At 67.5% G+C, this 12,998-nt stretch carries 13 protein-coding genes and 1 tRNA gene; 11 read left to right on the top strand and 3 right to left on the bottom strand.

Translation table 11 applies throughout. From position 1 onward, the window contains the following. Positions 1–7: 7 nt before the first annotated feature. The 5 genes from RKE40_RS04210 (at position 8) to RKE40_RS04190 (ending at position 3,860) form a co-directional block, all read left to right on the top strand. A tRNA-Cys gene (locus tag RKE40_RS04210) sits at positions 8–81 on the top strand. A gap of 321 nt (positions 82–402) precedes the next feature. After that, on the top strand, positions 403–540 hold the full coding sequence (locus RKE40_RS04205) for a hypothetical protein (RefSeq protein ID WP_316016986.1): 138 nt from the start codon (positions 403–405) through the stop codon (positions 538–540). Between the two features lie 198 nt (positions 541–738). Next, positions 739–1,380 carry a protein-L-isoaspartate O-methyltransferase family protein gene (locus RKE40_RS04200; protein ID WP_316016985.1) on the top strand — a complete coding sequence of 214 codons (642 nt, stop codon included), beginning with the start codon at positions 739–741 and terminating at the stop codon, positions 1,378–1,380. 241 nt (positions 1,381–1,621) lie between these two features. Beyond that, on the top strand, positions 1,622–3,037 hold the full coding sequence (locus RKE40_RS04195) for a TolC family outer membrane protein (protein WP_316016984.1): 1,416 nt from the start codon (positions 1,622–1,624) through the stop codon (positions 3,035–3,037). A gap of 256 nt (positions 3,038–3,293) precedes the next feature. Beyond that, positions 3,294–3,860 (top strand): PopZ family protein, encoded by a 567-nt coding sequence (locus RKE40_RS04190; RefSeq protein WP_316016983.1) that lies wholly within the window; start codon positions 3,294–3,296, stop codon positions 3,858–3,860. A 28-nt stretch (positions 3,861–3,888) separates the two neighbouring features. On the opposite strand, the gene RKE40_RS04185 is transcribed toward RKE40_RS04190, so the two are convergent. Next, positions 3,889–4,125, bottom strand: a complete 237-nt coding sequence (locus RKE40_RS04185; RefSeq protein WP_316016982.1) for a hypothetical protein — start codon at positions 4,123–4,125, stop codon at positions 3,889–3,891. 18 nt (positions 4,126–4,143) lie between these two features. Beyond that, entirely contained in the window at positions 4,144–4,629 is a 486-nt protein-coding gene (locus RKE40_RS04180; RefSeq protein ID WP_316016981.1) for a pyridoxamine 5'-phosphate oxidase family protein, read from the bottom strand. A gap of 167 nt (positions 4,630–4,796) precedes the next feature. Here RKE40_RS04180 and dps point away from each other — a divergent pair, with 167 nt between their 5' ends. The 5 genes from dps to RKE40_RS04155 all read left to right on the top strand — a co-directional run bounded on the left by dps (position 4,797) and on the right by RKE40_RS04155 (position 10,806). Then, positions 4,797–5,276, top strand: a complete 480-nt coding sequence (gene dps / locus RKE40_RS04175) for a DNA starvation/stationary phase protection protein Dps (protein WP_066467273.1) — start codon at positions 4,797–4,799, stop codon at positions 5,274–5,276. Positions 5,277–5,424: 148 nt separating this feature from the next. Further along, a complete protein-coding gene (locus tag RKE40_RS04170) occupies positions 5,425–8,253 on the top strand; it encodes a valine--tRNA ligase (protein WP_316016980.1) in 2,829 nt (942 codons plus the stop codon). A gap of 175 nt (positions 8,254–8,428) precedes the next feature. Next, positions 8,429–9,010, top strand: a complete 582-nt coding sequence (locus RKE40_RS04165) for a YqaA family protein (protein WP_066467276.1) — start codon at positions 8,429–8,431, stop codon at positions 9,008–9,010. Positions 9,011–9,164: 154 nt separating this feature from the next. Then, entirely contained in the window at positions 9,165–10,115 is a 951-nt protein-coding gene (locus RKE40_RS04160; RefSeq protein WP_066467277.1) for a hypothetical protein, read from the top strand. Further along, entirely contained in the window at positions 10,102–10,806 is a 705-nt protein-coding gene (locus RKE40_RS04155; protein ID WP_316016979.1) for an SH3 domain-containing protein, read from the top strand. The genes RKE40_RS04160 and RKE40_RS04155 overlap by 14 nt, the downstream gene beginning before the upstream one ends. A gap of 11 nt (positions 10,807–10,817) precedes the next feature. On the opposite strand, the gene RKE40_RS04150 is transcribed toward RKE40_RS04155, so the two are convergent. Next, positions 10,818–11,426 (bottom strand): DUF938 domain-containing protein, encoded by a 609-nt coding sequence (locus tag RKE40_RS04150; RefSeq protein ID WP_316016978.1) that lies wholly within the window; start codon positions 11,424–11,426, stop codon positions 10,818–10,820. Between the two features lie 226 nt (positions 11,427–11,652). Between RKE40_RS04150 and RKE40_RS04145 the strand changes: the two genes are divergently transcribed. Further along, complete coding sequence (locus RKE40_RS04145; protein ID WP_316017116.1) at positions 11,653–12,918, top strand: hemolysin family protein; 1,266 nt, start codon at positions 11,653–11,655, stop codon at positions 12,916–12,918. Positions 12,919–12,998 lie beyond the last annotated feature (80 nt).

The following is a 12,998-nucleotide window of genomic DNA, read 5'->3' as shown; positions in this document are numbered from 1 at the left end:
CCCGGAAGGCCTCGTGGCGGAGTGGTTACGCAGAGGACTGCAAATCCTTGCACCCCGGTTCGATTCCGGGCGAGGCCTCCAATAATTCTCTTCAAGCACTGATCAACCTGCGGTTCCGGGACAGATTGTCCCGGCCGGCCTCGTGCTGCTCCGATGGCGGGACCGCTCGCGGTCGGCCAGCGTCGAGCTGGCGCGGGTTCGCCATGGTGACCTGCTTGTTCGCGGTCGCCGCCGCCCGGCTTCAGGATGGCTGCGTCGCGCGGCGTCTGAAATCAAAGTGCCAGCGCGGGGCTCGGAGCGAACTCTTCTCCGGCGTCATCGAGATACCGCGCGTGAAACCTCCCAAATGGGGGCTGAAATCGCCTCTCATCTCCGCAAGTCTCGGGCAGGGGAGAGCTGGGTATGGCAATCGCAGTGTTCAGCGTCGCTGTGGCGGCGTTCAGTGGTTTTGCGTTGGCGGCGCCGGAGGCGGGGGTAGCCCTCGGACTCTTTTCGTTTCTCGGTCTGTGGTTCGGCAAGCGCGCGTTTTCTGGCGCCTGATCGGCCGCCGGCCTTGACTGGTAGCCTTGAGCGTTGCGCCAACTGCGGGCGAACCCTGACAGGGGAGCGTAGCGCTGCCCGGCGCGCCCTTGCCGGCAGCGTACCCACAATGCGCCTGCCCGGACGGCCTTGCCTTTTGCGGCGGCCTCGCCCAAAACCCGGCTGCCGGCTGCGTGCCGTCATTCGGAGATTTTGAGCATGTCGAGCTTCGCGGATCTGCGTCGCATGATGGTGGACTGCCAGCTGCGCACCTATGACGTGACCGACCGTGCCGTGCTCGCCGCAGCCGACAGCGTGCCGCGCGAGCTGTTCTTTCCGGGCGATCTCGCCCATCTCGCCTATCTCGATCAGGCCGTCGCCCTGCCGGGCACGACGCGCGCGCTGCCGGCGCCGATGGTCGTTGCCCGCATGATCCAGGCGCTCGAGCTGAAGGCCGGCGAGCGCGCGCTCGAATATGCCGGCGGCTCGGGCTATGGCGCGGCGCTGATGGCGGCGATGGGCGCGCAGGCGAGCCTTTGTGAGCCCGACGCGGCTGCGCTGGCTCTGGCACGCGTCGCCTTCGGCCAGGCCGGCGTGCCCGCGGTCACCGTGATGGCCGAGCTTCCGGCCAAGGCGCAGTTCGACGTCGTTCTCGTCGGCGGTGCCTGCGAGACGCAGCCGAGCAGCCTGTTCGGCCATGTCGCCCCCGGGGGGCGGCTGATCGCGATCGAGGGCCTTGGCCGCGCGGCGCGCGTCGTCCTGTACCGGCATGCCGGCGATACGCTCACCGGACGTCCGGTGTTCGACGCGGCGGCGCCGGCCCTGCGCGAGTTCCGCAAGGCCGAAGAATTCGTGTTCTGAGCCGAGCATGCACTTCGAAGCTGCCGGCTCCGGAGCGCATGAAGCGAATTTTGTGCCGCCCTCCCGGCGCCACATCCAGGAACGTAAGGGGTGTCTCATTTTTGCGGCACTCGGGAACTGAAAGGCGTCGAACTCCCCCATGGCGTTGGCGATATCGCTCAGCGCGCATATAAATTTGAAACGAGTGCCGAGGCTGGGGCGATGCCTGGGCGTGACAAGAGTCCGCTACAAGAGGCGTCCGGTGACTGAAACGATAGTACTCCTGAAAAAGTCCGCGAGCCGCCTGGCGCTGGTCTGCGTCCTCGGCACCGGCTTGGCAGCACCGGCTGTCGCACAGACCATGGAATCGGCGCTGTCCCGCGCCTACTCGGGCAACCCGACCCTGAACTCCCAGCGCGCCGCGGTCCGCGCCACCAACGAGAACGTTCCGCAGGCGCTCTCGGGCTATCGCCCGCGAATCAACGCATCCGCCGATATCGGCGCCAGCATCACCGAGAGCAGCATTCCGTCCGTCCCGCGGAACGGAACCTTTCACAACAACAACACCGCGCGGCTCAATCCGCGCGGCGTCGGGCTCCAGATCGACCAGAACATCTTCGACGGCGGCAAGACCCGCAGCTCGGTGAGCCAGGCCGAATCGCAGGTGCTCGGTGCCCGCGCGACCCTGCTCAACACCGAGCAGAACGTGCTGCTCGACGCTGCGACGTCCTATATGAACGTGCTGCGCGATACCGCGATCCTCAACCTCAACCGCAACAACGTCGAGGTTCTGGAAGAGCAGCTGCGCCAGACGCGCGATCGCTTCCAGGTCGGCGAGGTGACGCGAACCGACGTCGCCCAGGCCGAGGCGCGCCTTTCGCAGGCGCAGTCGCAGGCGATCCTGGCCGAATCGAACCTCAAGACCTCGATCGCTCGCTTCCGCCAGAACATCGGCGTCGAGCCGAAGCAGCTTTCGCCCGGTCGCCCGGTCGAGAACCTCTTGCCGAAATCGCTGCCGGCGGCGCTCAACACGGCGCTGACGGGGCATCCGGCGATCATCGCCGCGCTGCACGGCGTCGATGCCGCCGAGCTGCAGGTGAAGGTCACCGAGGCCGATCTCTATCCGGTGCTCGGCGTGCGCGGCATCGTGCAGCAGCGCTACGACAACACGTTGTTCGGCGACAACCGCTCTTCGGCCACCGCCGTGGCGACGCTGACGATCCCGATCTACGAGGGCGGGCAGGTCTATTCGCGTACCCGTCAGGCCAAGGAAACGGCCGGGCAGCGGCGCATCGACGTCGACACCTCGCGCGACACTGTCCGCGCGGCGGTCGTCTCGGCCTGGGGCGCGCTCGATGCGGCCAAGGCGCAGATCACCGCGGCGCAGGCCCAGGTGCAGGCAGCCGAGACCGCGCTCGCCGGCGTGCGCGAAGAGGCCAAGGTCGGCCAGCGCACCACGCTCGACGTGCTGAACGCGCAGCAGGAACTGGTCATCGCCCGCTCGACGCTGGTGACGGCGCAGCGCGACCGTGTCGTCGCGTCCTATGCGGTGCTTTCTGCTACCGGCAAGCTCTCGGCCGACACGCTGAGGCTGAAGGCCGAGCGCTATGACGCTCGCAAGCACTACGACCAGGTCAAGGGCCTGCTCTGGGGCACGCAGGTGCCGGACGGCCGCTGAGCAGAGCATTCCCGGCGCCTGGTGCGCCGGGGCTGCCTCCGGGCAAATCTCCAAAACCGGGCTCGTAGGTTGCGGCGCTCGCCCATGCGCCGCGGCAACACTTCCGATTTCTCCTGTGGGCCGGCGTGCCGGCGCCTTGCCTGCCGGTTCGGCGGTGAAATACTCATGAAGCGGGGCCGCACTGATTCCTTGGGCGTCCCCGGTCGAGCGGTCCGGATCCAGCATGAGCGCGCAGCCCAAGCAAAATGAACCTTCGATGGAGGAGATTCTCGCCTCCATCCGGCGGATCATCGCGGATGACGACAAGCCGGCCGCGCCTGCCGAGGCCGATGCTGAGGTCGCGGCCGAGCCTGTGGCGCTTGCCCCTGTTCCCGAGCCGGAGCCCGAGCCCGTCGCAGAGCCCGAGGACGACGTTCTCGATCTCGGCACCGAGGCGAGCCGCGTCGAAGACCCTGCGCCCGTGGCCGCCAGCGACGATGTCGATTTTGCCGAGCCGGTGGTCGCGCATCCGGTGCCAGCGCCCGAGCCGGAGCCCGTGCAGCCCGCCCCGCAGCCGATCTCCTTCGTGCCGCCGCCGCTGCAGCCGGCACCGCAGCTCGACATGGCGTCGCTGATTTCGGATCAGGCCGGCGCTGCCGTGCACAATGCCTTCGGCGCCCTCGCCAATACCGTGCTGAGCAACAATGCCCGGACCCTCGAGGACCTGGTCAAGGATATGCTCAAGCCGATGCTGAAGACCTGGCTCGACGACAATCTGCCGGGCATGGTCGAGCGGCTGGTGCGCGCCGAGATCGAGCGCGTCGCCCGCGGCGGGCGCCACTGAGGCAGCCTGCCGGACGGGCTTGGCGAGGCTAGCGTCGCCTCGGCGCTCGTGCCCTGGCGCGCGGCGCGGGGCGAAGGCGGTAGGCGTCGAAGACGCCGCCTTCATAGAGCCGCTGGATCGTGTAGCCGGCGAGGGCCATCAGCGCCGTCGGCGGGCCGAGTCGCGAAACCAGCGCCCCGAGTGCCAGCGAGAGCGGACGGGGATAGCGGCCGGAGGCCGCTTCGGCAGCGACCCAGGCCCCGACGAGATGTACGAATAGTCGCATCAGCTTCCTCCCCCTTTCTCAGAGAACGACCTTGCGGTTCGTGCCGAGATCCGGCCGCGAGCCGGTGACCGCAGCGGCCACCATCTTGACGCTGGTGACGATCTTGCCCGGGCTGTCCCAGAATTCGGCAGTTGCCGGGCGCACCCGCAGGATCCGGATGTTTGGATCGTCCTTGCTTTCCCAGAAGGCGCGGGCGGCGGTCGACCAGAGCTCCTCGACGCGCGGCCGGTCGTCGAGCACGTTCGCGGTGCCGCTGACCGAGACGTATTTGTAGGCCGCGTTGTCGGCGAAGGTCAGGCAGACGTTCTCGTTGATCTCGACCTCGTCGTCCTTGTGGGAGCGCTTGTCGGTGAGGAAGTAGATCGCGTCCTCGTCGCGCCTGGCATGAGCGCTCATCGGGCGGGCGTGGAAACGGTCGCCGGTCCCGTCATGGCTGACGAGCATGCACAGGCCGATCTCCTCGATCAGCTCCCAGACATGATCCTGGTCGGTGTGGCGGGGCATTTTCGGGTCCTCCTTGATCTGCCTTTCCCAACGGGCGGATGGCGTGCGGGTTCCTTTCGCCATGTCGATCGCCGCTGCCAATGTCTGTCGCTTGCCGCGATCACGGAACGGGGCCGGCGCTCATGCGTTTGGAGAGCGTTGTCGCTCTCCCCTCCGAGGAACCCGCCATGAAGAAGCCCGCTTCGCGCATCGACCTGCCTTCCAACGCCAAGAACGAGGTGATGGGCCTCCTGAACGAGCGGTTGCAGGACGGTATCGATCTCGCCCTCGCGACGAAGCAGGCCCACTGGAATCTCAAAGGGCCTGGCTTCATCGGCGTGCATCTGATGCTCGACGGCTTCCGCAAGGAGCTCGACGGCCATGTCGACACGGTGGCCGAGCGGGTTGCCCAGCTCGGCGGTATCGCGCTTGGAACGACGCAGGCGGTCGCTGCGGGCAGCGATCTCAAACCCTACCCGACGGAGATCGTCGCGGTTGCCGATCATCTCGCCGCGCTGATCGAGCGCTATGCGGCGACGGCCAACAGCGTCCGCGAAGCGATCGACAAGAGCGACGAGGCTGGCGACACCGGCACCGCCGACCTCCTGACCGCCTATTCGCGGATGCTCGACAAGGCGCTCTGGTTCCTGCAATCGCAGGCCGCCTGAGACTCACCGGAGCCCGATGCAGGGCTGCACCGCGTCGAAAACGTTGACGCGCCGCCCCTGCATGCGCTCTTAAGGCGGCAGACCTTTTGGCTTTCGTTATTCAACGGCCGGGGCAGGTTCCCCGGCCTTTCGGCGTTCGAGCAAAGCGATGATGGACAAGACATTCGAGCCGGCCAGCGTCGAGGCGCGCATCAGCGAAGCCTGGGAGAAGGCCGACGCCTTCAGGGCAGGGCGGGGCGCTGCGCCCGGCGCCGAGCCCTATTGCATCGTGATCCCGCCGCCGAACGTCACCGGCTCACTGCATATGGGCCACGCGCTCAACAACACGCTGCAGGACGTGCTCTGCCGCTTCGAGCGCCTGCGCGGCAAGGACGTGCTCTGGCAGCCGGGTACCGACCATGCCGGCATCGCGACGCAGATGGTGGTCGAGCGCAAGCTCGCGGCCGAGAACAAGACCGATCGCCGAACCATGGGCCGCGAGGCCTTCGTCGCCGAGGTCTGGAAGTGGAAGGAAGAATCGGGCGGCACGATCGTCAACCAGCTGAAGCGCCTCGGCGCCTCCTGTGACTGGTCGCGCGAGCGCTTCACCATGGACGAGGGCCTGTCGGCCGCCGTCCTCAAGGTCTTCGTCGCCCTGCACAAGCAGGGGCTGATCTACCGCGCCAAGCGGCTGGTGAACTGGGACCCGAAATTCCAGACCGCGATCTCCGATCTCGAGGTGCTGCAGGTCGAGAAGACCGGCTCGTTCAAATGGCAGCGCGGCGGCGAGGAGGCGTTCGATGCCGCCAAGCTCGACAAGGCGCTGGCCAAGGACCCGAACGGCCATCTCTACTATTTCGACTACCCGATCGAGGGCGCAGTCTACGATCCGGAGAACCCCGCAACCTACATCACCGTCGCGACGACCCGGCCGGAGACGATGCTGGGCGATACCGGCGTCGCCGTGCATCCCGAGAACGAGAAGCTCAAGGGGCTGACCGGCAAGAATGCCGTGCTGCCGCTGGTCGGCCGCGTCATCCCGATCTTCGGCGACGACTACGCCGATCCGGAGAAGGGCACCGGCGCGGTCAAGATCACCCCGGCGCACGACTTCAACGACTTCGATGTCGGCAAGCGCAATTCGCTGAGGATCGTCAATATCCTGGACGGTGAAGCTCGCATCCTGATTCAGGACAATGCCGACTTCCTGGAGGGCGCTGCGCCCGAGGCCGAGACGCTCGCCCTGCACGGCTTCGATCGGTTCGCGGCCCGCAAGGCGGTGGTCGGCCTGATGGCTGCGCGCGGCCTGCTGCGCAAGGTCGAGCCCAACACCCACACCGTGCCGCATGGCGACCGCTCGGACGTGGTGATCGAGCCCTGGCTGACCGACCAGTGGTATGTCGACGTCAAGCCGCTGGCCAATCGCGCGCTAAAGGCGGTCAAGGACGGGCGGACCAAGATCACGCCGGAGAGCTGGACCAAGACCTACAACGACTGGCTCGAGAACATCGAGCCGTGGTGCGTCTCGCGCCAGCTCTGGTGGGGCCACCAGATCCCGGCCTGGTACGGGCCGGATGGCGAGTGCTTCGTCGCGGAGTCGGAAGCCGCCGCGCAGGCGCAGGCGCTCGGCCATTATGGCGGCCCGGTCGCGCTGACGCGCGATGCGGACGTGCTCGACACCTGGTTCTCCTCGGCGCTCTGGCCGTTCTCGACGCTTGGCTGGCCGGAGGAGACGGCCGAGCTCAAGCGCTACTACCCGACGGCGACGCTGGTCACCGCCTTCGACATCATCTTCTTCTGGGTCGCCCGGATGATGATGATGGGCCTCAACTTCATGGACGAGGTGCCGTTCAAGGACGTCTACATCCACGCCATCGTTCGCGACGAGAAGGGCGCGAAGATGTCGAAGTCCAAGGGCAACGTCATCGACCCGCTGGTCCTGGTCGACAAATACGGCGCGGATGCGCTGCGCTTCACGCTCTCGGCGATGGCGGCGCAGGGGCGCGACATCAAGCTTTCGACCGCGCGCGTCGAAGGCTACCGCAACTTCGCGACCAAGATCTGGAACGCCGCCCGCTTCGCCGAGCTGAACGGCTGCGTGCGGGCCGCGGGCTTCGACCCCGCCAAGGTCACGCTGCCGCTCAACCGCTGGATCGTCTCCGAGGCGGCACGCACCGCGGACGCGATCGCCGCCGGCATCGAGAGCTTCAAGTTCAACGAGGCGGCCGACGCGGCCTATCGCTTCGTCTGGGGCCAGTTCTGCGACTGGTATCTCGAACTGTCGAAGCCGGTGCTGCAGGGCGAGGGCACGGACGCGGCCTCGCTTGCCGCCAAGGCCGAGACGCAGGCGACGGTCGCCCATGTCATCGACCTGATCTGCCAGCTGCTGCATCCGTTCATGCCGTTCCTGACCGAGGAACTGTGGGCGCAGAAGGCGGGTGACGGCGCGCCGCGGCCGGTTCCGGCCGGGGAAGATGCGCTGGTTTGCCTGACGCGCTGGCCACAGCTCGGCGCGCTGGTCAACGAGGCCGCCGAGGCCGAGATCGGCTTCGTCGTCGACCTGATCTCCGATATCCGCTCGGTCCGTTCGGAGACCAATGTCCCCGGCGGGGCGCAGGTGCCGCTGGTGCTGGTCAAGCCGAGCGCCGCGACCCGCGCCGCCGTCGAGGCCTGGGCGCCGATGATCGAGCGTCTGGCGCGGCTCTCGGTGATCCAGTTCGCCGATGCGGCGCCCGGCCAGTCGGCTCAGATCATCGTGCGCGGCGAGATCGCGGCCCTGCCGCTCGCCGGGATCATCGATCTCGGTGCCGAGCGGACGCGGCTGGAGAAGGAGCTCGCCAAGCTCGACCAGGACATCGCCACGGTCGAGCGCAAGCTCGGCAATGCCGATTTCATGGCGCGCGCGCCCGAGGAGATCGTCGAGGAGAACCGCGAGCGCAAGGCAGCCGCCGAAGCCCGCAAGCTCAAGATCGGCGAGGCGCTCGAGCGCCTGTCCTGAGACGAATGTCGGGGTGGTTCTTTCAGGGCCGCCCCGACCATTTGTCGTCACGAAACGGTCGCGCTGCTGACATTCGCCTAAGAGAATTCTGGCGTCCGGCCGCAGGATCGCGTAGATGCATGCGGCGCACAGCATCCATGCGCCAGGGGCGAGTCCGGGAGCGGTCGAACACTACATGCTGAAGCGTGCTTACGACTGGTGCGTCTCCTATGCGTCGCACCCCGCAGCGCCCTGGCTGCTCTTCGCCATCACCTTCGTCGAAAGTTCGGTCAGCCCGCTGCCGCCGATCCCGCTCCTGATCCCGATGTGCATCGCGCGTCCGGACCGCGCCTGGTTCTATGCCGGCGTCTGCTCGCTGGGCGCCGTGACCGGCGGCTATCTCGGCTATGCGATCGGCGCGCTGCTCTATGAATCGGTCGGCGCCTGGCTGATCGGCATTTACGGCCTGCAGGAAAAGGCCGCGCACCTGATCCACACCTCGCAGGACTACTGGTTCTGGGTGCTGCTGACCAAGGGCCTGACGCCGATCCCGTTCAAGATCGTCACGATCATGTCCGGCTTCCTGCATTTCGATCTCTGGAAGTTCACCGTCGGCATGGTGATCTCGCGCGTCACCTTCTTCGCGATGATCGCGGTGGCACTGCGCTATTACGGCGACGACATCCGGATCTTCATCGAGAAGCACCTGCCGATGACGGCGCTGGCGCTGGTCGTGGTGGTCGTCGGCGGCTTCTTCGTCCTGCCCATGGTGCTGTGACGCCGGCGCCGCCGCGAAAGCGCCGCACTAGCCGACAATCCTCCTGAGAAGCTACGCTGGCCGTGCTATCGGCAGCCGGCGTGGCCGACACCGGCCTGCCGTGCGCGGAAGGCGGGCTGCAGTCTTGGCAGCGGAGGCAAGGAGGCGGCGGGCGATGAGCATGCGGCGCCCCGACCTGACCGGTCGTCTCGATTTCGCGACCTTCGCGCGCGAGTTCAACCGTTGCCTCGAACAGGACCGCACGATCGCCGTGCCCTATTGGCAGAGCATCGTCGCGGCGGTTCCGCCAACCCTGCAGGACTTCCTCTGGCGCGTCGTAGAGACGCGGCTCAGCCCGCGCGCCGAGGCCCGGCTACGTGCTCTGCCGGCGGCGCGCGACCTCTACTCCGAGATCCTGAACGTGCGCTTCCGGCGCCCGGCGGGCCTGCGCCCGCAGTTTCGGACTCCGAAGCAGGAGTTCGATTCCTACGCGGCGATCTATTGGCGCTTCGCCTCGCCGGCCGCGCGGTTCGACCTCAATTTCGGGCGGCTGGTGATGCTGTCGCTGCGCACCGAGAGCAGCACGCTCGCCCATCGCGGCAAGGGCTCCTATGACGACACGCTGGTGATCATGCGCCGCTGTGGCCGCTTCCGGCATCTCGCTATCTTCCCGATCTGCACCGAGCCCGGCGCGCAATATTCCCAGCGGGCGAGCACCACCACGGACAAGCGCTACCGGGGCGTGAAGTTCAGCAAGACCGAAGGCAACGACATCGACAAGGACGGGATCCGGGATGCCGGGCGCCTGACCGAAGGCACCTACCAGTATTTCGAGAAGAGGGGCGGCCATCTCGGCAACCGCGCGTTCATCGTCGGGATCGACCAGGTCGTCGAGCGCGACACGGATGGCGATGGCCGCTTCACAGAGCAGGACAGGAAGCGGATCGATCCCAAGGGGGCCGGCAAGACGATGTATATCCATCAGGGCGGTGCCGACACCGTGCTGGAGCCTAACACATGGTCGGCCGGCTGCCAGACCATCCCGAAGAACCGCTATGCCAACTTCCTGAAGGCGGTCGGCAAGCCGAACTCCTTCTACTATGTGCTCGTCAATGCCGCGGCCTGAGCACCGCCCCACGGCCAGGAGGCGCCGGGGCATCGCCATTGTCACGCTGGCCCTGGCTGTGGGCGCCGCCGCGCCGGTGCTCGCGCAGTCCGGCGCCCTGTCGCCCCCGGCCGGGCAGGCGCGCTGCTCTTTCGGCGCCTTCGTCAACGAGACCGACCCAGAGGGCCTGAACGTTCGCGCCGGCCCCGGCGTCGGACACAAGATCGTCGGGCGGCTGCCGCCGGTGACCCAGAGCAAGTCCGATCCACCGATCCGGGCGATGGTCGAGGTCGAGGTCACGGCCGGCAGCGATGGCTGGTTCCAGATCCGCAAGGCACGCGACAACGAGGCGCTGACCGAAGCCGCCGCGCGGCCGATGTTCAAGGGCAGCGGCTGGGTGAGCGGCCGCAAGCTCACCGTGAAGTCACAGGCCGATACCGGCCGCGAGCGGCCAGATGCCAAGGCCCCGGCGATCATCGCGGGGCGGGACGGTATGGCCTTCGACAGCGACGCCTTCATCCAGAACGGCCGCCTGCTCGGCTGCAGCGGCAAATGGGTGCTGGTCGAATACGGGCCGCTGCCGGCCGGCGGCGACGTGCTGGAGGCACTGGAGGTCAAGCCGCCGGCGCGCGCCGGGCTGGAGGCCGGCCGCTTCCGCGCTTGGCTCGACCGGATCTGCGCGGTGCAGGAGACCAGCTGCGACGGCGGCTGAGGCCTGTCCGGTCAGCGCTTGCGGAACACCACGCTGAGATTGTTCGCGGGCATCGTCGTGACCTCTGGCGGCCCGAAGCCCGCTGCGGCCGCGAGGGCTGCGACCTCGTCGAGCTCGCGCAGGCCCCAGCGCGGATCACGGCTGCGGAGGCTTTCGTCGAAGGCGACATTGCTCGGCACGAGCGGCACGTCGCTCTGGCGATAGGGGCCGTAGAGATAGAGCGGGCCGCCCGGCGGCAGCAGCCGCGCCGACTCAGAGATCAAACCTTGCGTCGCCGCCCAGGGCGAGATGTGGATCATGTTGATGCAGATCACCGCATCGGCGCGGGCGAGCGGCCAGCCCGGCGTCGAGGCATCGAGGGGCAGGGCAGGCAGCAGATTCGGCAGCGCGGCTTCCTTCGCCCAGGCGTCGATGCTGGCGCGTGCCCCGGCATTCGGATCCGACGGCTGGAAGGACAGGCCGGGCAGGGCGGCGGCGAAGTGCACGGCGTGCTCGCCGGAGCCGCTGGCGATCTCGAGCACCAGTCCGCTCGCCGGCAGGGCCTCGCGGAGAACGGCAAGGATCGGATCGCGATTGCGCTGGGCGGAGGGGGCGAACTGGCGGGTTTCGGCTTCGGGCAAGTTGCGGTTCTCCCATCGCGTGCGCCGGAGAATGCTTCAAATCATGCCGCATTGGGGCAGAAGCAATCGAGCGCGAGAAACTGTGATCGACTCGCCAAGCTTAGCGCATCGCCCGTGCGAAAAACCGATACATACATTCTCGCGCGATGCTCTATAAGCGCTGGCGAAGCAGGCCGATAACGAGTGCGGCCCTGCAGCCTTCGAGCTGGTGTTGTTAACCGAGATTTTGATCGTCGTCGTCCTCACCGTCATCAACGGTGTGCTCGCCATGTCGGAACTCGCGGTCGTCTCGTCCAGACCAGCAAGGCTCAAGGTTCTCAGCGATCAGGGTAGCCGCGGCGCGGCGACAGCCCAGCGCCTCGCCGACAATCCCGGCCGCTTTCTCTCCACGGTCCAGATCGGCATCACACTGGTCGGCGTGCTGTCCGGTGCCTTCTCGGGCGCGACGCTCGGCACGCGACTGTCCGACTGGCTGCGCGACGAGCAGGGCTTTTCCAACGCGGTCGCGGATGGCGTCGGCGTCGGCACGGTCGTCGTCGCGATCACCTATCTCTCGCTGATCATCGGCGAATTGGTGCCGAAGCAGATCGCGCTGCGCGACCCCGAGCGCGTCGCCGCCCGCGTCGCTCCGGCGATGGCGCTGCTCGCAAAGATCGGCTCGCCGCTGGTATGGCTGCTCGACATCTCCGGCAAGACCGTTCTCGCTCTGCTCGGCCAGAAGGGCGAGTCGGAGGAGAAGGTCACCGAGGAGGAGGTCCGCACCATCATCGCCGAAGCCGAGACGGCCGGCGTGCTGGAGCGCGACGAGCGCGAGATGATCTCGGGCGTGATGCGTCTCGCCGACCGTTCGGCGCGGGCCTTGATGACGCCGCGGCGCGAGGTCGAGCATCTCGACCTCGCCGACAGCCCGGCAGAGATCAGGGCGCAGTTGCGCGCGACGCGGCGCTCGCGCCTGCCGGTGCAGGATGGCGAGGCCGACTCGATCATCGGCGTCGTCACGGTCAAGGACATGTTCGACGCATTCTCCGACGGAGACGGGCGCGAGCTGCGCAGCATGGTCCAGCAGACCCCGGTGGTGCTCGATACGACCGGCGCGCTCGACGTGCTGCGCGCGATCCGCGCCTCGCCGGTGCACATGGCGCTGGTCTTCGACGAGTACGGCCATTTCGAGGGGATCATCACCTCCAGCGACGTGCTGGAGGCGATCACCGGCGCCTTCCAGGAAGAGGACGACAGCGAGCCGGCCGTGGTGACGCGCTCCGACGGCTCCTATCTGGTCGCCGGCTGGATGCAGGTCGACGAGTTCTCGCACGAGCTCGGCATCCATGTGCCGCGCGATGCCGACTACCAGACGGTGGCGGGCTTCATCCTCGCCGAGATGAACCGCCTGCCGAATGTCGGCGAGAGCTTCGAGAAGGGCCATTGGCGCTTCGAGGTGGTCGATCTCGACGGCCGCCGGATCGACAAGATCCTGGTCACCCGCGTCGACTGAGCGGCGGGCAGGGATTTTTCTTCTGGAGTCCCCTCATCCTGAGGAGCGCGAAGCGGCGTCTCGAAGGATGTTCCAGGAGG

This window comes from Allobosea rubneri (genome assembly GCF_032464875.1).
GTDB classification, from domain to species: domain Bacteria; phylum Pseudomonadota; class Alphaproteobacteria; order Rhizobiales; family Beijerinckiaceae; genus Allobosea; species Allobosea rubneri.
The sequence above is the reverse complement of the archived record's forward strand: the minus strand, read 5'-3'. Positions and strand labels throughout refer to the sequence as shown.